This window comes from Metabacillus bambusae (genome assembly GCF_017497975.1).
Lineage (GTDB): Bacteria > Bacillota > Bacilli > Bacillales > Bacillaceae > Metabacillus > Metabacillus bambusae.
The window spans coordinates 77,964-97,987 of record NZ_JAGDEL010000023.1 but is presented as its reverse complement, the minus strand read 5'-3'; the positions used below and the strand labels follow the sequence as shown (position 1 = coordinate 97,987).

The following is a 20,024-nucleotide window of genomic DNA, read 5'->3' as shown; positions in this document are numbered from 1 at the left end:
ATTCTCCTTTAAGTTACAATATTCTACAAAATACTATTTTATCAGCCACACGAATCAAAAGACAAGTGTGGCGTATTTATTCCTTATTGTTCAATCGAAATTATGTTCTCATCTTTAGCAGTTACATGACCTTTTGCTTGTAGTTTTATTGTTTGGCCTTCTTTAAGGTTAGTGAAAACAATTGGTGTCATAACTGTTGGTGCGTTTTGTTTCACATATTCAAGATCCACTTCAAGCAATTTTTGACCTTGCTCTACAATGTCACCTTCTTGAACAAATGTTTCAAAACCTTCACCTTTAAGATTTACTGTATCAATACCGAAGTGAATTAAGATTTCTTTTCCACCGTCTGATTGAATCCCAATTGCATGCTTTGTAGGGAACACATTTAAAATTTTACCGTTAACAGGTGAAACAACCGTTCCATTTGTTGGTAAGATTGCAAATCCATCACCCATCATTTTTCCTGAAAATACTTGGTCAGGGACTTCAGTAATATCCTTTATTTCTCCTGTAAGAGGTGAAACAAGTGTTTCTTCTACAACATTATTTTTCAAACCGTCTGCCACAACATCTTCAACTTGTTCTTGTACTTCTTGAGTTTGAGAATGTGTTTTATTTACTCTTGGTTTTTTTCCAGCCATTACATCTTGGATTTGAGTTTTCAAGTTATCTGACTTTGGTCCAAAGATTGCTTGAATATTATTACCAACTTCCAATACGCCAGATGCGCCAAGCTTTTTCAATCGGTTTTTATCTACTTCTTTTGCATCATTTACAGTTACACGTAAACGAGTAATACATGCATCAAGATGTTTGATGTTTTCTTGACCACCAAGTGATTCTAAAATTTGGACTGGTAATTCACCAGCAGTTGTTGGTTTTGAATCACCCGAATCAGATGTTTCGACATCAGCATCTTCACGACCAGGTGTTGCAAGATTCCATTTACGGATCGCAAAACGGAATCCGAAGTAGTAAATAACCGCGAGAACTAAACCTACCGGGATTACTAACCACCAATTTGTTTGTGAGTTTAATACCCCAAACAGTAAGAAGTCAATTAGTCCACCAGAGAATGTCATACCTATTTTAACATCTAATAGATGCATGGTCATAAATGATAAACCAGCAAAAATTGCGTGTATTCCAAATAAAACCGGAGCCACAAATAAGAATGAAAATTCAAGTGGTTCTGTAATACCTGTTAAGAATGAAGTTAATGCTGCAGAACCCATTAAACCAGCAACAACTTTTTTATTCTCAGGTTTTGCTTCATGATAAATTGCTAATGCAGCAGCAGGTAATCCAAACATCATGAATGGGAATTTACCAGTCATAAATGTTCCCGCAGTTAAATCTTGTACACCATCTTTAATTTGGTTGAAGAATATCGTCTGGTCACCACGCACAGTATCACCAGCAGCGTTCACATAAGAACCAAATTCAAACCAGAATGGCGAATAGAAAATATGATGTAAACCGAATGGTATTAATGAACGTTCAATCACACCGAAAATAAAAGCAGCTAACGTTCTATTTGCATCTAACAAGTTTGTTGAGAATGCATTTAAGCCAGATTGAATTGGTGGCCATACAAAGTACATGAGAATTCCAAGTAATACAGCTGAGGCTGCTGTTGCAATTGGAACAAATCGTTTTCCGGCAAAGAAGCCTAAGTATTGTGGTAATTCAATTGTAAAGAATTTATTGTACATATAGGATGCTAAAACACCAACAATAATCCCACCGAAAACACCTGTTTGCAATGTTGGGATACCAAGTACATTTCCATAAGCAGCACTATGACTTGCTAAAAACTCTGCTAATGCTGCCGAATCTGTAGGCATTACACCCAAGCCTTTTAAAATACTGCTCATCGTAACATTCATAATTAAATATCCGATTAAAGCAGCAATACCAGCAACACCATCTCCGTTAGCAAGACCAATTGCAACCCCAACGGCGAATAAAACAGGTAGATTTGAGAATACGATATTACCTGCGTTTTCCATTACACTCGCAATTAAAACAACCCAATCGCTAGTTAAAAATGGAGCAAGATTAGTTAAAGTTTCATTTTGTAAAGCATTACCCAATGCCAATAAAAGTCCGGCAGCTGGTAATAATGCAACCGGCAACATTAGAGCACGTCCTATTTTTTGAAGGACGCCGAAAGCATTTTTAAACATGTTGATAACCTCCATATATATTGTGATGACAAAGAGCAACAAAACAACAATGAAATAGTAAAATCACTTTGTGCTTTAACCGTTTACAACCTAGACAGATGTCTAAAAACAAATAAAAAAGGCATGGTGAACAGAGATTTATCTGCTAATAGGTATACTTCCCCAAAATAGCAAATAAAAACACCTCTTGTTCACTCATGCCTGATCGTATCAGTAACACGTGAATAATATCGGTTACATTTATTTTTTTATTTATTAGTTAGACGATATAAGTGCATTGTTAAATAAACAACCTCTGCATCATAAACAGGTTTTTTCAATGACTGTTGCATTACTTTAATCATTTTCCAAGAAGTATTGTAGCACAACGGATATTCCTTTTTCAACAAAAAAGCTAATTTTTCTGGTTCTGCTACTGTTTCGCCAGAGTTAACCCTTTCAATTGTATAACGAAGATGTCGAATTAGCCTTAAATAGTTAACACTTTCTCGATCAACTACAATTTTTAATGATTCCTCAATGACATCTGTTAATTTACTAATTAATTGTGAGTACTGATTGACTTCTGATAGGGGCTTATTTGAAATAGAACTATGAATGTGTAATGCGATAAACCCTATTTCACCATCAGGTAACTGTACATTTAGTCTTTGATTAATTCGTTCGATAACTTCTTTAGCAAGCTGAAATTCAAAGGGATAAAGAGATTTCGTTTCAACTAAGAATGGATTTTTCAGATCCATGCCTTGCTGTAAACGCTTTAAAGCAAATGTTATGTGATCAGTTAATGAGATGTGAATATGTTCGTTTAGTGGCTGCTCAACCCGTTCAGAAATATATTGGATCGCATCTTGAACAACATCAAGCATGTCCTCATCAATATCTGATAATAGCATTTTGTATTGTTCCTGCTCCTTCTGATTGGTTAGCACAAACATTTTTTCATATCCAGAATCCTCAATGATATCGCCTTGCTTTTTCCCAAAACCAATTCCTTTACCTATTAAAACAGCTTCACCGTACGAATTATGCCTGGCAATTAAAACATTGTTATTTAGTGATTTTTTTATTTCAAAGGACTCCTTCACGAAATCCACAGCTCCTTTTCATTGAATCTTATTTATCGTACATAAGTTAACAAGGAACGTCAATGAATTTGTCACTTTTTGTAGAAAAAAATAGTAAAAAAACCCCTTGACAATTATTTGAGTTAAAAAGACTAACGAAAGAGGTTTGACCTATTCTTTTACATTTTAATTAGCCAAAATTTACACATGTAAGGTGGAATTTATAGGGAATGGTATAAACGAGGTGATTAATTTGAGAAAATGCATAAAAATCATTCTATTCCTTTTTTGCATTAGCTTATTTTTAAATATCAAAACGATTGCTGCATCAGATGAAACGATTAAAGTTTTAGATATTGAGACTAGTACAATAATAAAGGAGCTCGATAGTACTGAAGAAGTAGATAAAGATGTAGAGAAAGCAATCAAATCAATAACACGGGTAACTGTGCAAGCAAACCCAATCCCAAAGCAGGGTTACTTAATAAAAATACCTTTAACAAAATCACTAAAAATAAAAAATAAATGGTTTGAAGATATTGTGAGCGAAGTCTTACTATTATATAACCCTACTACAAAAGAACAGGGTAAAATCATTTTATATAACGACGAGAACTCACCTATGTTTTTTGATATCGAATATAATTTTTCGCCACTAATTGAAAAATTAAATTTAAACTAATACGTATATTTCTTTAAGTTTTAACTAACACTTATGAGCGGGTTAAAAATAGTTATTTTCGGAGGTGAAATCAATTGAAGAAAAGTAATGATAGTAAAGAACAACAATTTCAACAACAACAGAATCAAGCTATGGAAACTGAATTCTCAAATGAAATGACACCTAAAAAGCAAAAAAAGAAAAACAAATAAATCTTTTGTAAAAAGGCGGATTAATCCGTCTTTTTCATTTTACAGATCTTTACTGAATCATATTTCTCGATATGATATAATATATGTAATATTGACCGTGGATGTTGCCGCATCCACAGTCTGCAGTCACAATTAGATCACACATAAGATTAGCAGACCTATCCAAGGTCTATTTTTTTTGTGAAAAAGCTAAAATCGTCACAATTAATGAAGCAAAACTAAACATAACAATTAAGCTTTCATATATTGTCAACAAGCATCACCCCCTTTCAAAAGGGGCTTGTTTGATCTAGTTGACTGCAAATTAATTGTATCATAAACTTAACCACTAATGGAACATATGTTCTTATTTAGTTATTTCATCCTAAGTAACAGCTTAAATATACCGCTTTCGTACAACCAAATAACCAATTTTATCATGTGTTTATTCTTGTTACGACAACATTTGTTTTTTTCATTCGATCTAATATATTAAAAGCAATTTTCACTTTGGCAACCGTTCCCTTCAGTGCTTCTTCATGAACCGACTGTGGTGATAAATATAGTGCAGAAAAATCATATAATGCCCTTGCTAATAATTCAACCGCCTTTTCATGGTCACTTTTATTCTTACCTTTTAGATCTTTTACAGAAATTCGAATGATATCCTCTGAGATTTCTTGTATTAACTTTACTTTTTCCTGTTCAGTCATCTTCATTCTCCCCTTTCAACTCTTTAACATGAGGAAGTTGAATACCTAACTAATTCCAGGTATATTCCTTTTATCATCATACGTTCTCAAACTGGAAAATATGGCAAAACTTAATAAGAAATGAGTAAGCGCCTTGCTACCTCATAAAAATTAAACTAAATTCAAAAACACGAACGTATTTTCGTTTTTTTTGCATAAAAGAATGTACGTTCGTGTATAATAAAACTAGATATGTATGGGAGGTGAATTTGTTGAAACAATATCTAAAACTTAGCTTAGAAAATCAGGTACCTATTGAAATTATTTATTTATCAAAATGTGGGGAGTTTTCACAAAGAAAGGTTTTGGTGAGAAGAATAAGCAAAGAAAAAATAGTCGCATATTGTTATTTACGCAATCAAATTCGTAGCTTTTCATTAGAGCAAATTTTATCAGCTAGCTGGAGTAAAAAAACTAAAGTATCTTAAAATAGACAAATACACGGTTTACTTCGCATGATGCTTTACATGCTACATCCCTCCTGAAGTACCTACCAATTTTTTCTTTCAATACTTCTAACATCATTTATCACTTAAAGCAAAATTGAAAAGCTGGCTAACGTTGTTTAGTTAGTCAGCTCATTATTAAATAGTTATTCTGGATTTTCAATTAGTAACACCTCAGCGTTAAACACATATTGTAAAGAAAAGTTATGAATATTGAATTATAGGTTTTCTCAAGAAAAACGAGGGTATTACATAAGTAGCGCGCTACGAAATGATGACTTCAAGAAGATACCTACAGACGCTAGTGTTTAGTGGCGCGGCCTAGGAGCCGTATCGATATAAGAGAGGAAGGGCTTATATCTTAAATGCGTCAAACAATTGGAATGCTTCACTCATCATATTCGTTTCATCTAAACTGCAGCTTTAATGATACCAAAACATGTTTACATAATTATACTAAACAATTGTAAGACTGAACATTAATTTGAGGGTTTTATAATTTGGCTGTTTTCTAAAAGATTGTTGCTTTTAAAGCAAAAACTAATTCAGGTTGATTGGAACGGATTGCGAGACTCCTGAGGGAGCAGCGGGACAGGACTCATGCAGGCGTTTTTACGCCGAGGAGGCTCACCGCCCGCCCCGCGGAAAGCGAGCAACTGTCGCTGCAATCAACCACACCGCATTACTTGGTAAAAAGCAACAAAGTTTGCGAAAACAACTTATAATTTTAATGAACCAACTAAAAAGAAGCTGACTAATCAAAAGTCAGCTTCTTTCCATTTTCCATTCCTAAATCGATAATTGTTGTGATAACGTATAAACACCTTCTGGAAGAGCATCTTTTTGCTTAAGTATTTGAATAATATCGTGGTCAACAATTTCCTGCTTTTGCATTCCGATCGCACGTCCCCCTTTTCCTTCTACCAATAATTCAACTGCTCGTGCCCCTACACGAGAAGCCAAGACACGATCAAAGCCTGTTGGAGAACCACCACGTTGAATATGACCTAACACAGAAATTCGTGTTTCTAATTTGTACTTTTCCATTAATTCATTTGAGAGATCATTAGCAGAACTTACACCTTCTGCAAGGACAATTATGGAATGCTTTTTCCCACGTTCAATCCCTTTTTGAAGTTTCTGAACAACGTCGTCAATTACATAAGGTCGTTCGGGAATTAATATTGTTTCAGCACCTACTGCAAGACCTGAAAAAAGAGCAATATCACCTGCATGTCTTCCCATAACCTCAATAATGAATGTTCGATCATGTGATGTCGCTGTATCACGAATTTTATCAATACTTCCTATAACAGTATTTAATGCTGTATCAAACCCAATTGTGTAATCAGTCCCTGGTATATCATTATCAATCGTTCCTGGTAAACCAACACAAGGAAAACCCTTTTCAGTTAGTTTTGCAGCGCCTCGATATGAACCATCCCCACCAATGACAACAAGTCCTTCAATCCCAAGTTCTCTAAGTTGCTTGATTGCTTTATGTTGTGATTCATCTTTTTTAAATTCTTCCGATCTTGATGAATACAGAATTGTCCCACCCCGATGAATAATGTCACCAACAGAGCCTAATTCAAGCTTTTTTATATTGCCTTCCATTAGACCAGCATAACCATAGTAAACACCATATATCTCTAAACCAGTATAAATTCCTTTCCTAACAACTGCACGGATGGCAGCATTCATACCAGGTGAATCTCCTCCACTTGTTAAAACTGCAATTTTCTTCATAAAATTGCCTCCTTATTAATTAAAAGCAGTTACGTTATTATAGGCCTTCACTATCGTTTTGGTTCAAAATATGTATATTGAAATTACTATATCCCAATTTATAGCGTAGTTAAACCTTACTAATGGGAGTCTCACTATATCGTTTCCTGTTCATAGCTTTCTAAACTATTTAGATAAAGTTTTTCCTACATTAAAAAATGCTGTTTTCGTAAACTTTGTTGCTATTTACCAAGTAATGCGGTGTGGTTGATTGCAGCGAGAGATGCTCGCTTTCCGCGGGGAGGGCGGGTGAGCCTCCTCGTCGTAAACACCTGCATGTGTCTCACCTGTCCCCTCTTCTCCCGCAGGAGTCTCGTAATCCGCTCCAATCAACCTGAAATAGTTTTTGTTTTAAAAGCAACAATCTCTTAGAAAAGAACTTTTAAAAGGGGAATTCTTTAATATAAACAAAATTTTAAATAAAAATTTTGTTACCAAATTGTAAACTTTTAGAAATAATTGAGAGTTAACGGTTATCTGACACGGTTCTTGAATAATAATTCGCACAACTAAGTGCACATTAATGACCCTTCATAGATGTAATCGTTTTACTTTTGGATAAAATTTGATAAAATTAGAAAAATCAAATATTTAGAGAAGTGAGGGGATATAGTTGGACGTTAATTGTCATTCAAATTTTCAACCTCTTTCAATCTATCCTGAAGGATATTTTTCCGTTTTTCCGAATAATGACATGAAATTAATTGAGGTTTTAAATAATCTATATTTTTCTCAAATAACATCTACCCACTATTGTATTGCTTATAAAACGAAAGGAGATCTTAAAGAATACCTTTCATTCATCCACTATGAAATGGATAATATTTCTACATACGAAGGATCTATTCATCAAGAGGAACTCCCAGACTCATTTGACATATATTCATTGAAAACGATTTATGAACATACATTCCATGAAAATACTGTAGATATTATTAAACACGGAGAATTTATCAGTTTTCTTCAACCGATTGTAACCTTGGAAAATGAATCAATTTTAGGTTATGAGTCCCTGCTTCGTGTAAAGGATCAATCGATTTTCCCAAGTCAATTATTCGAGGTGGCTAAAAAAACAAATATGCTATCTCTTTTAGATCAGAAAGCTCAAGAGGTTGCTATACAAGGACGCTACAATAAACTCCCAAAAGGGATTAAAAGCTTTATTAATTTTATTCCGTCTTCTATTTCTAATCCAGAACTTTGTCTCAAACAAACCTATCAAATTGTCGAGAAATACAAAGTTTCGCCTGACGATCTTGTTTTTGAAGTAGCAGAAACAGAGAATATTGTAGATTTAAATCATTTAATAAACATCCTAAAAACATATAAAGATCATGGAATGAAGGTTTCACTTGATGATGTTAGCTCAAACTTCTCTACTTTAGACAAGCTATCAACAATTCAACCAGATTATTTAAGTATTAATAAGAAGTTTATTCAAGAATGTCATCTTAACAAGGATAAACAAACTTTTTTAAAAGATATTCTTCAAGTTGCTAATGAGCTAAATGTTTGTGTCCTTGCTAAGGGGATTGAACAGAAGGGTGAATATGATTATTTAAAATTGCTCGGTGTTCATTTAGGTCAAGGATATTATATTGGTAGACCAAGTGAAACACCGAGTACACTTGGTATTAAAAATGCTAAAATGACTGTGTAGACAAACTAAAGAGGAAGCACCATTACTAATGTGTCATCCTCTTTTTTACGTTACATTTATCTTTTTACTGCTCGGTAACCTGCTGAAATTGCTTCTGCTTCAGAACAAAACATTTCTTCAGGCTTTGTAACTTTATAAGAAGGGGATTCTTCTGTATGATATATCTTCTCCCCTTTGGAATTAATGTTTCCTTTAATTGTGCAGCCTTCAGGTGCTATTACAGTTTCTTCATTTCTATTTTCTTGAATCTCATTATCTGCAAAGCCTTGGTCTGTTGCATAATTCTCAATACTCCAAATTCCAATCCTCTGTTGCTGTGCCTTCTTTTGAATTGCAGAAAAATCGTCAACATATTTTGTATTTGGCTCAAAAACATAAGCTAACCTGGCTAAACCTTTTTCAAGCAGCATTTCATTGACCATTTGATCGTCAATATATACATAGGCTAGCAGTCTCCCATATTTATCACGTTCACCAGCATCCATCTCTAATTGAACGTTTGCTCCATTCAACAACTCATTTACAAAGCTACTAGCCTCGGGACCAAATGGTTGTACTGGTTTAGAAGGATGAACTGTTTCAGGTGTATCAATTAATAAAAGTCTTACTGTTTCCTCTTTCCCATTGATTTGTACATTTACTGTATCACCATCTACAACTCTTAATACTTCAGCGGCAATAAAACGAGAATCATTTTGTTGAAGTGAACAACCAGATGTAAGCATTAAGATGATGACTACGATTATCCATTTTCTCAATATACTTTTCCCCTTCAGAACACTAATTACGATTATTTAATAATAGTAAACTCCTTTGAAAATTTTGTTAATGTTTCAAATCCATTCTTAGTAATGAGCACATCATCTTCAATTCTAACTCCACCAATAGTCGGTATGTATATTCCAGGTTCGATTGTATACACCATGCCTTCCTTTAGTACCTCGTCATTTGTATGACTCATTGACGGATATTCATGAACATTTATCCCCAAACCATGTCCTAGACGATGAGGGAAATAATCTCCATATCCTGCATCAGTTATAATTGCTCTTGCAAGTGAATCAAGCTCACCGATACGATTTCCTGCTTTACTTGCTTGTAGTGCAGCTAATTGCGCTTTTAACACTGTTTCATAGATTTGCCTTTGTTGTTCAGTATGTGATTTATAAACAAATGTCCTCGTAATATCCGAGCAATAGCCATCAAGGATAACACCGAGATCAAATAAAACAAAGTCCCCATCACTTAACATCTTTCCCCCTGGATTCCCATGGGGTTGACCTGATTTTTCTCCAAATAACACCATTGTTGAAAAGGACATTTCACGGATACCCTTTTTCTTTAGTTCGTACTCAATTGTAGCAAGAACTTCCATTTCGGATACACCGTCTTTAAGAGCATTAATCCCAACTTGAACCCCATAGTCTGCAAGTTCTGCAGCTTGTTTTAAGATCGAAACTTCTTTTTCATCTTTAATAACACGAAGCTCATTCAAAATATTTTCAACAGGTACAACTTGACCAGGTTTTATAATTTGTAGCAAGCTTTCAACTCTACTATACGATGTTACTTCTTTTTCAATCGCTAGTGTTTGAATAGATAGTTTCTGTTTTATAACAATTTGTTGTATTAAATCCCATGGATTTTCATGATCACCATAGCCTACAATCTGATAATCCCAGCCTGCATCCTTCGCTTGACTAGCTTCCATTTGCGGACAAACGAAGAACGGCTCAGTATTTTTGAACAAAAATAACCCCATTAATCTTTCATGTGGATCAGTATAAAAGTTTGTTAAATAAAAGACATTTTCCTTAGATTGAATAAAACACATATCAATTTCATTCTCTTTTAACCAATTCGTAAGTTTAGTAAGACGCTTTTGCACATTTCCACTACCTTTCAAACTATATTAATATAATGATATCACATCTAGAGTTGATTAGAAAAAACTGATTCATCAGGAAGGCTCTAGTCCAGGATTCATCACTATTCTTAGTTCACACTTGACACTATAACTCCCTATATAAAAGGGTTTCTGACATATCGATAATCTTTCTTGTTTAGTTTCCCAAAATGATGGACAAAATAGAAAGTTGAAAGCAGATTACTCCATCGTGAAGTGATGATTTACTTCTATTTATGATTGAAGTTAGATTTCTAACTATACCTATTCTTTAACCATTCCCCCGAATTGTCAATCATTCCATATCAAATGATAGGAGGTTTTTAAAATTAAAAAGAAGGTAATTATTATTGGTGGTGGTTTAGGTGGAATGTCAGCTGCAATTCGCCTTGCTGTAGATAATTATGAAGTCACGATCCTTGAAAAAGGTAAGCGACTTGGTGGTAAACTTAATTCACACTGTGGACAGGGGTATACTTTTGATACAGGACCATCAATTCTTACCATGCCATGGGTATTAGAACATCTCTTCCTTAATGCTAATCGAAAGCTATCAGATTACATAACCATAAAAAGAATTGAACCACAAAAGAAAACTTTTTTTGAAGATGGAACATCGATTAATTTAACAAGCGATTTGCCAGAGATGATTAATCAGCTTCAGTCTTTGTGTAAAGAAGATGCCAGTGAACTTTTCAATTATTTGCATTACTGCAACAAAATGTATGACTATCATCTAAAAAGTACATATAAAAAAAGTATAGAGGGTATCCAAGACTTACGTTCAATTCTAAGTGTAAAAGATATGCTATCGATGGACCCAATGAAAACAATGAATCAGAGTACAAAGAAATTTTTTAAGAATAAAAAGATACAGCAGCTTTTTAATTATTTAATTATGCAGAGCGGCTCATCACCTTATCAAGCACCTGCTAGCTTATCACAGTTTGCACATATTCATCTTGGCTTAGGTATTTATTATGTCGAAGGTGGGATGTTTAAAATTGCTGAAGCACTCTCAAAAATACTTCATGAACTGCAAGTAAATATCCATCTTAATTCAAAAGTAAAACGAATAGTTTCACATAATTCTCACGCACAAGCGATCGAGCTTGAAAACGGACGGTTATTTGAAGCAGACATTGTTGTATCCAATTTGGAAGCAGTTCCCACTTATAACACACTATTAAACAACCATCCAATAACTCCTGAGGAAAACAATGAGCAAGAAAAATTTTCACCTACGGTTTCAGGACTCTTATTACTATTAGGTGTAAACAAGTCATATTCGCATTTAGCACATCATAATTTTTTCTTTTCTGAATCTCAAAAGAAGGAGTTCCAACAAATTTTCACAGAAGGAATACCTGCTACAGATCCAACTATTTATGTTGGTATTTCAGCTAAAACAGATCCAAACCAAGCACCCATTGGGAAAGAAAATCTTTACGTATTAACTCATGTGCCTTCACTAAAAAAAGGCGAAACATGGGCTGAAAAGAAAGACGAATACCGTCACATCATTCTAAATAAGCTAGAACGTATGGGAATCGAAGGACTTAAAGAAAATATAGAATATGAATACACATTAACCCCCAACGATTACCAACAAGATTATGGTGCAAACGGGGGCTCCTTATATGGAGTTGTATCAGACCGTAAAAAGAATGGCGGCTTTAAAATCCCAAGTAGAAGTAAGCTTTTAAAAAATTTATACTTTGTTGGTAGATCAACACATCCAGGTGGAGGAATCCCCATGGTTACTTTATCCGGACAACTAACAGCAGATTTAATCTTGAAACAGGATATTAAATACAACAAGGAAATTGGGTAAGAACAAAAGCGCAAGCAACTTTGTCACTCTTTGGCAAAGAAGTTCAATTTTACCTATTTTTAATTAAAACAGTACATTTGTAACATGTTTTTAATATTTCTTATGTACTCGAAATAATTTTTTTCTTGTATAATATCTACTATACATGAGTGTTTTATAAAGGGAGTACAAAAGAGCCGAGGAGCTCAAGAGTTTGTAGCTCTGTGTAGCTACTTCTATTTGTTGGAGGTGCTTGCAGTCCTGAAAATAGGACTGAATACTTTCAGGAAGAAAGACCACTATTGCTTGTACATAAGTAGCAAAATAGAAGACTATATTCAGAGGCTTTATTGCTGATTCTCGGACTTTTTGAACAACCTCTATACATCTATCTTTCTTCCTACTAAGGAGTTGTTGTTCGTGCTTCAATGGGTAAAACGTCACTTGGTTCCGATTCTTTGTATTATTGGATTTATCTCTCCGATTATCGGTATGTCATTAATTGATACTTTTTATTATAGTACAGTGTTTGGCTGGATCTTTGGTTTTTGCTGTTTTGTCATTTCTTATATTATTGTCAGCAAAAGACCTGATGAAGAAGAAACAACTTCTACTCCCTCCGCTACTGAATCTTAAATTAAGCGAGTCTTCAATCAGTGGAGGTTTTACTGCCTATTAAGAAAGAGCTAAATAAAACTAAAAAGCACAAAAAGGACTTACCATGATCGCAGTCCTTTTTTGCGCTGTAGCTTTTTAATTCCCTCTTAGTAAACGTAGGCCATTTAAGATAACAAGAATTGTACTTCCTTCATGACCGATTACACCTAATGGAAGATCTAATACTTGGATAAAATTCGAGCAAATAAGTAGCGCAATAACAGCCATTGAAAAAACTATATTCTGCTTTACTATACGATTCATCTTTTTCGACAGCTTAACAGCCTTTGTAAGCTTAGATAGTTCATTTTTCATTAAAATAATATCCGCTGTTTCAAGGGCAACATCTGTCCCTTCTCCCATCGCAATACCTACATCTGATGTAGCAAGAGCTGGAGCATCATTGATTCCATCCCCAATCATCGTAACATTACCATATTTTTCTTTCAGTTCTTTAATCTCATTTACTTTATCTTCTGGTAAGCACTCACTAATAAAGTGGTCAATCTGCAATTCTTTTGCAATTGCTTCAGCAGTTGACTTGCTATCACCTGTAAGCATAATCGTTCTAATTCCATTTTGTCGTAATGTATGGATAGTAGATTTCGCTTCTTCTCTAACAACATCTTTTAGGGCTAAAAGTCCGACAATTTGTTCTTCACGAACAACATAGACAATTGTTTTCCCTTCCTCTGCAAGCTTCTCACTTACTGCATTTTCATACTCTAATGCTTCTAGACGACCTACAAAGTCTGCTTTTCCAATTTTCCAATTTATGTCATCCAAAACAGCAATAACTCCAAAACCTGATTTTTCATCCACTGAAGTCATATTCGCTATTCGCTTTGGATAATCCTTTTGTATTTTTGCAACGATCGCTTTTGCTAATGGATGATTTGATTGGTTTTCAATTGATAGGACAGCCTCATAAAATGAGTCTTCATCCACTGTGTCCGAAACGATTATATCTGTTACTGTAGGTTCCCCTTTTGTTAACGTACCAGTTTTATCGAACACAACAACTTTTGTTTTACTTAATTGTTCTAAATGAACTCCTCCCTTAAATAAAAGTCCATTTCTAGCTCCATTAGATATTGCCGATAAAGTAGCCGGCATAATCGAGGCAACTAACGCACAAGGTGAAGCTACTACCATTAATACAAGTGCTCGATAGATCGTTTCGTTCCAGCTCCAACCTAATGCGAAATGTGGGAGCACCATCATGATCGCAACAAGCGCTAATACTGTTTTTACATATGTTCCTTCAAATTTTTCAATAAATTGTTGTGATGGTGATTTTTCTGATTGAGCTGATTGAACAAGATCCAGTATCTTTTGAAACATTGTTTCTGTACTTTTTTTCGTTACTGTTACTGTGATCGAACCGTTCCCATTCACAGTTCCTGCAAATACTTCATCATTACTCTCTCTTTCAACAGGCATTGATTCACCAGTTATGGCTGATTGATCGATATTCGTTTTCCCCGTAACGATAATTCCGTCTGTCGGAATTCTTTCTCCAGGTTTTACTAGGATTGTATCTCCAATATGTAATGAAGATACATGGACTCTCCTTTCATTTCCATTTTCAATCAAAAGGGCCTCTTCAGGCTGAAGGCTCATTAATGCAGAAATTTCTCGCTGACTTTTATTCATCGTATACGTTTCAAGTGCACCGCTTAACGCAAAGATAAAGATTAAGATGGCTCCTTCCGTCCAATATCCAATCATAGCTGAGCCAACTGCCGCAAATATCATTAGCAGTTCAACATTTAAGTTTCTTTCTGCAATGGTTTCTTCAATACCTTCCTTCGCTTTTGCATAGCCACCAATTACAAATGCTAATATAAACAACGGTATCGCAACTGTATCATTCCCTTGGCTTTCAAAGAACCACCCGAATCCAATAAGGATCCCTGAAATAATCGCATTTATAAGTTCAATCTGTTCGCTCCATTTCGCAAAAAGCCCACTGTCTTTATTTGACTGAACTGAATTTGTTATTTGACCAACACTGTTTAGTTCCATTAAAATCACTCCCTCTAATTGAGAATAGAATTCACTATAATCATTTCAATATTTAGATATAAAACACAGGAAATTGAATAAATCCATTGAATTATTTAATATATTTTTAATTATACCAAACAAACTTATATTTTAAAATAATAATTATTATAATTACTAAATAATAATTATTATAATTAATGATAACTTTTCTCAGTTGTTTTTCGTAATGACCAATCAGACATTTTATGAATTTTACTTTTCGATATTAATAGGAGAGCGTTACTCTAAACCATACCCTTTAGTATAATGAATGAAGCTTGGAAAAGTTCGATAAAACCAAAGCGTAAAGAGTGCTTAATATATGATAATAACACCACGAAGAGCACATGGAGTTCTATGTAGACTCGCAGTTGAACCTCCGCAATATCCACATTTTGTAATTTTTCTAAATTCAAAATAAAAAAGCCAGAAGATCGAAGGTGTTGACTTCGATCTTCTAGCTCTTCAATTTACCATTTACATTATTACTGTGTAATCAATTCTTTGAGCATATCTGAGGTAACTGGCCCTATCAGCTTTTTTTTAACAATCCCCTTTTTATCAATAATAAAGGTTGTCGGTATCCCGATTATTTGATAAGTCTTTGAAACTTCCCCATGCACATCTAGTCCAACTTGAAATGGAAGATCGATGCCTTTAACAAAATGAATGACTGCTTTTTCACTTTGTTCTGATGATGTAACATTCACACCTAAAAGCTCAACGTTTAATGAATTAGCCTCTTTCCGAAATTTAATGAGCTCTTCCATTTCTTCTTGACAATATGTACACCAAGTAGTCCAAAAATTCACAATAACAATTTTCCCAGCATAATCAGATAAATTGAATACTTTCCCATCAACTGTTTTTAATGTGAAATCAACTGCCTTTTCCCCTTCAATCACAAACCTATTTTCAGCTGCATCGACAATTTCTGATGAAATAAACAAATTACTTATAAGAAAACTCAAGATCATGCTTATCAACAATTTTTTACTCAGTTCTATCACCCTTTTGACAATAATTTATCAACAACTAATTCTTAGTTTCTTCTAAATTGAACTTAACATACAATTCGATTAGAACTATTCACATTACCTTCAATAATCATAATTTTCCTCTGGGCGCTAAGTTGGATTTCAAAGCACTTCACGGGACAAGAATTTTATTATTTCCTGAAGAACAAAAAGACGGTTCGCCATAACGCTCACCATCTACCAAAAATTAATATGTAAATTTTCTTTTCATGAAGTATACACTAATTCCTAATTTTCTACAGATTGTAACATAATGCATTAGCATCATGAGCACAGCACCCATGTTCATACCTAGAATGATTCCTTTCATATGTAGAAACTCTAATGACCCCAATACATACATCATTCCAAATGATATCACATGCGACCATATCGTATGAAAGAGCGCATCCTTTACTAGACCTAATCCAATTAAATAAGCTTGCATTGGAATAATAAAGAAATGAAAGAGAAAATATGGCCAAAGTAGTTTTAAGTAAAATGAAGCTGAGGTTGACTCAAAAAATAAATGTGTTAAAGGCTCTGCAAACATATACATAGCAACAACAGCAATTGTACCGTACACCATCGTAATCATCATTGCCTGCTTTAATAAACGAATTAGCTTGCTAGAATCATTATTTGCATATGCTTCAGAAACATTCGGTATAAGCATGATCATTAAAGAATGGCCAATAAATGCAGGGAAAAAGCCAATCGACATTGCCACTCCTGCAAGCATTCCATAATGTTCATTTGCCATTACACTTGAAAACCCAGCACCAATTAATGCTGCTTTTACTAAAAACGGCTGGATAGCATGTGTAAATGAATGGAACAGCCTTAATCCAGTTGTTGGAAAAGAAACTGCAAATAGTGCTTTTCTCACCTTTTTTCCTTTTATAAATTGCTTAGGTTCTTTTCGTAACATTTGATATTGAAGAAAGTATACAGCAACTAAATAGGTGCATACAAGAAGTTCACTTGCTATTAGAGTTGCTAAGGCAATTAGTAATGCCATCTGTAAATCAAATTGGAAGGTTTGATATACCCAATATAAAAGTAAAAGCTGGCCAACCTTTTTAATAAAATTAGAGAATGCAATCTTTCCCATATGCTGCACTCCCATAAAATAACCCCTTGCAATCGAAGAGAATGAAACAATTGGAATGAGTAGTACAACCAACCACTTTACGTAAGGATGATATCCTTGAAAAACTGGTATATATGGGATAAGCAGTGTAGTAGCTATGACAAAAACAATTGTAAATAATAAGGTTAAAAAAATCGTATGCTTTAGCATATGGTAATGTGTTTCACGTTGTTTCTCAGCAATAAATTTCGAAATTGAAATTGGAAGCTCTAAACTGGCAATAATGACGACAAAAAAGATCATCGGAAGTATAGTCATATATAAGCCCATTCCTTCCTCCCCTAACTCTCTAGCCAAAATCATATTAACAAAAAACTCAAGACACTCTCCAAAAAAGGCTGCTATCACAAGCAATAATGTACCTTTAACAAATGAATTCATGATGTCGTCCCCTCATATTAAACTAGTCCATATTTAAAACATATGAGACAAGGCATCAAAATATTATTGGAATACGCAAGCATTTAGGAGAGTTCATCTAAAATAGATTGACATTAAGGCTAATCGATTACACCTGTTTCCGAAATGACAACGTCAGCTTTGACATCTACGGTTAATTCTGGAATCCTATCTCGCCACTCATCGATGTTAAAGCCTCGTGATTGTGAGCGAATATCATCGCCAATTCCTAGCGGGTCAATTTTTAATTCTTTAAATTTCTCAATTAGTGCTATAGATTCCTTTTCTACTTCATCCTTAAAAGATTTTCTAACGTCTTTAACAATTTTTGGAGTGATCTTCTTTCCTGAATATTCATGAATAAAACCTTCTATATGTACAGAAATTTCTACTTTAAGTGGCTCAGTCGAGACTAATTTTAACTTTCTTGAAGTTGATATACTCTTAATCCCTGCTTTTTCTCCAGACTCTGGAATTTGTAAGGTATATGAACCTTTCGAATATTGATCTGCTAATACCTTAAAGAAAAGTAATTTTTCATTTGATATTTCACCAACTAGCTTTACATTATCAAATAATGCTAAGCCGTCAATTTCAATTCTATTATTATTATTTTTAAGAATAGGCAAATATGGATTCTGACCTTTGGAATAATATTGAAACAAAAACAAATGTAAATTTGACCTTGGTAAATCACGATATAATGTATTTTGCATGATTAAGTCTGATAAAAATCTGGAAGCACCTTGAGTTCCAAAGTCTGCTTCTAAAATATTTTTAGAATCCCCTCTCGTAACTGCTAAAAGAAGTCTTTCACTGATTGACGCATCACGTTGTAGTGTATCAACAAGATCCGTTACACCAGATTTTGATAATGATTCACCAAATAAAACAATTTGAAGCTTTCCTAAAACTAGTGGATCTGGGGATTTTTTTTGCATTTCAGATATTACATCTCTACTCATATCAGACTTTCCCTCTAATTGATAATCCTGTACAGGCTGATCCTTCAAATAGGTATTAATAATAGCAGTTCCTTTAATTTGATTATCTTCCGTACTATCAAAACCAGTAACAGTAATCAGATTTACATCATCGATTATTTCCTTTTCCACACAACCTGTTAATATTAATTGAAGGATAAAAACTAAAAGGAAGAATTTTTTCATGAATTTTCCTCCCTTCCTTTACGAACTTTTCGAATGATTAAAGTTAGAAAAAACATGATTGGAATATAGACAAACATAATATAAAAACCTATTTGACCAACGATATCATTCATTAAACTAATTTCTCCCCTTGTTTGTGATAAATTCACGCTAAAATAAGCAATAATAAGTACCATTAAGAGAGTATATTTTTGATTAAAAGCAAATGCATCTTTTAAACTTCGACTTGCAGCCCAGAGGGCTAAACAAATATTTGGTAGAATAATGATACTCCAATTTGCAATTCCTATGTATTCAAATCTCTCAACAAACGGCAATTCAATAATTTTCCATATTGTTAAAGTAGCCCAGACATTTTTCCCTAGCTGTTCTTCACTATAATAAATGATTGTAACGATACAAATGAAGGTATATACAAATGTACTAAAGGCAACTGCAAGGTGCGCCCATTTTTTTGATTCTTGAGTATTTTTTATAAACGGATAGTAAACAAGTAGTGCTTCAAACCCAATTATCGTTAATGACATCTTTTTAGTTGATATGGCTATGTCCTTTACCGAATGATCAAATATCGGAAATAAGTTCTTTATATCAGCAAATTGGAGTGGAAATAAGAAAGTAAAAAATAAATAAAAAGGTAGCACTACTCCAAAAAAACATATTCCTGTTACTACTCGAAAACCTCCACTAATGATGTAATAGACTAATAAAAAAAAGATAAATGAAAACACCCAGGTATTAAGGTCAGGAAACATCCATACTTCAACAATTTCAATATAAGTTCTAATTACAGTGATCGCCATAAGACTAAAATATCCAGCTAAAAGACAGCTGAAAAATCTACCAATCCATTTTCCAAATATCTCCTTATGAACCGTCACAATATTACCATTAGAATTCTGTAAAATTCGATAAATCATCCATAATGAAGCATGTACGAGAAGGCCTGACAAAACAACAGCAATCCAAGCATCTCTTCCAGCATTTTCTGCAATTATTCTTTGAAATCCTAGTACACCTACTCCGAATTGCAATGAATGGATTAAATAAAACACCAAAAAATGTGATACTTGAAAACGCTCTGCAATTTTAATCATAGACCTTT

Annotated in this window: 17 protein-coding genes; 5 read left to right on the top strand and 12 right to left on the bottom strand. The window is 34.0% G+C overall.

Annotated elements, in window-relative coordinates; genetic code table 11:
* Window positions 1-83 precede the first annotated feature (83 nt).
* Entirely contained in the window at window positions 84-2,192 is a 2,109-nt protein-coding gene (gene ptsG / locus I7822_RS23025) for a glucose-specific PTS transporter subunit IIBC (RefSeq protein ID WP_207981409.1), read from the bottom strand.
* Window positions 2,193-2,440: 248 nt separating this feature from the next.
* A complete protein-coding gene (glcT, locus tag I7822_RS23020; RefSeq protein WP_207981408.1) occupies window positions 2,441-3,280 on the bottom strand; it encodes a glucose PTS transporter transcription antiterminator GlcT in 840 nt (279 codons plus the stop codon).
* A gap of 232 nt (window positions 3,281-3,512) precedes the next feature.
* Here glcT and I7822_RS23015 point away from each other — a divergent pair, with 232 nt between their 5' ends.
* Window positions 3,513-3,941, top strand: a complete 429-nt coding sequence (locus I7822_RS23015) for a hypothetical protein (RefSeq protein ID WP_207981407.1) — start codon at window positions 3,513-3,515, stop codon at window positions 3,939-3,941.
* 360 nt (window positions 3,942-4,301) lie between these two features.
* On the opposite strand, the gene I7822_RS30745 is transcribed toward I7822_RS23015, so the two are convergent.
* Entirely contained in the window at window positions 4,302-4,385 is an 84-nt protein-coding gene (locus tag I7822_RS30745) for a putative holin-like toxin (protein WP_372442211.1), read from the bottom strand.
* Between the two features lie 163 nt (window positions 4,386-4,548).
* On the bottom strand, window positions 4,549-4,824 hold the full coding sequence (locus tag I7822_RS23010; protein WP_207981406.1) for a hypothetical protein: 276 nt from the start codon (window positions 4,822-4,824) through the stop codon (window positions 4,549-4,551).
* Between the two features lie 251 nt (window positions 4,825-5,075).
* Between I7822_RS23010 and I7822_RS23005 the strand changes: the two genes are divergently transcribed.
* The gene (locus I7822_RS23005; RefSeq protein ID WP_207981405.1) at window positions 5,076-5,291 is read left to right on the top strand and encodes a hypothetical protein; all 216 of its coding nucleotides are present in this window, start codon (window positions 5,076-5,078) and stop codon (window positions 5,289-5,291) included.
* 807 nt (window positions 5,292-6,098) lie between these two features.
* Here I7822_RS23005 and pfkA read toward each other — a convergent pair.
* Window positions 6,099-7,058, bottom strand: a complete 960-nt coding sequence (pfkA, locus tag I7822_RS23000; RefSeq protein ID WP_207981404.1) for a 6-phosphofructokinase — start codon at window positions 7,056-7,058, stop codon at window positions 6,099-6,101.
* Window positions 7,059-7,710: 652 nt separating this feature from the next.
* Between pfkA and I7822_RS22995 the strand changes: the two genes are divergently transcribed.
* Window positions 7,711-8,757: an EAL domain-containing protein gene (locus tag I7822_RS22995; RefSeq protein ID WP_207981403.1), complete on the top strand. Its 1,047-nt coding sequence runs from the start codon at window positions 7,711-7,713 to the stop codon at window positions 8,755-8,757.
* 56 nt (window positions 8,758-8,813) lie between these two features.
* On the opposite strand, the gene I7822_RS22990 is transcribed toward I7822_RS22995, so the two are convergent.
* Window positions 8,814-9,515 carry a thermonuclease family protein gene (locus I7822_RS22990; RefSeq protein WP_243459634.1) on the bottom strand — a complete coding sequence of 234 codons (702 nt, stop codon included), beginning with the start codon at window positions 9,513-9,515 and terminating at the stop codon, window positions 8,814-8,816.
* Between the two features lie 32 nt (window positions 9,516-9,547).
* On the bottom strand, window positions 9,548-10,645 hold the full coding sequence (locus I7822_RS22985; protein WP_207981402.1) for a M24 family metallopeptidase: 1,098 nt from the start codon (window positions 10,643-10,645) through the stop codon (window positions 9,548-9,550).
* Between the two features lie 346 nt (window positions 10,646-10,991).
* Here I7822_RS22985 and I7822_RS22980 point away from each other — a divergent pair, with 346 nt between their 5' ends.
* Both I7822_RS22980 and I7822_RS22975 read left to right on the top strand, forming a co-directional pair.
* Window positions 10,992-12,497 (top strand): phytoene desaturase family protein, encoded by a 1,506-nt coding sequence (locus tag I7822_RS22980; protein WP_207981433.1) that lies wholly within the window; start codon window positions 10,992-10,994, stop codon window positions 12,495-12,497.
* Window positions 12,498-12,896: 399 nt separating this feature from the next.
* The gene (locus I7822_RS22975; RefSeq protein WP_207981401.1) at window positions 12,897-13,112 is read left to right on the top strand and encodes a hypothetical protein; all 216 of its coding nucleotides are present in this window, start codon (window positions 12,897-12,899) and stop codon (window positions 13,110-13,112) included.
* A gap of 117 nt (window positions 13,113-13,229) precedes the next feature.
* On the opposite strand, the gene I7822_RS22970 is transcribed toward I7822_RS22975, so the two are convergent.
* From I7822_RS22970 to I7822_RS22950, 5 genes are all read right to left on the bottom strand, one after another.
* Window positions 13,230-15,161 (bottom strand): heavy metal translocating P-type ATPase, encoded by a 1,932-nt coding sequence (locus tag I7822_RS22970; RefSeq protein ID WP_207981400.1) that lies wholly within the window; start codon window positions 15,159-15,161, stop codon window positions 13,230-13,232.
* A 506-nt stretch (window positions 15,162-15,667) separates the two neighbouring features.
* Window positions 15,668-16,159 (bottom strand): peroxiredoxin family protein, encoded by a 492-nt coding sequence (locus tag I7822_RS22965; RefSeq protein WP_207981399.1) that lies wholly within the window; start codon window positions 16,157-16,159, stop codon window positions 15,668-15,670.
* Between the two features lie 247 nt (window positions 16,160-16,406).
* Window positions 16,407-17,732, bottom strand: a complete 1,326-nt coding sequence (locus I7822_RS22960; RefSeq protein ID WP_207981398.1) for a polysaccharide biosynthesis protein — start codon at window positions 17,730-17,732, stop codon at window positions 16,407-16,409.
* A 119-nt stretch (window positions 17,733-17,851) separates the two neighbouring features.
* The gene (locus I7822_RS22955) at window positions 17,852-18,919 is read right to left on the bottom strand and encodes a Ger(x)C family spore germination protein (protein ID WP_207981397.1); all 1,068 of its coding nucleotides are present in this window, start codon (window positions 18,917-18,919) and stop codon (window positions 17,852-17,854) included.
* A complete protein-coding gene (locus tag I7822_RS22950; RefSeq protein ID WP_207981396.1) occupies window positions 18,916-20,016 on the bottom strand; it encodes a GerAB/ArcD/ProY family transporter in 1,101 nt (366 codons plus the stop codon). The genes I7822_RS22955 and I7822_RS22950 overlap by 4 nt, the downstream gene beginning before the upstream one ends.
* Window positions 20,017-20,024: the final 8 nt, after the last annotated feature.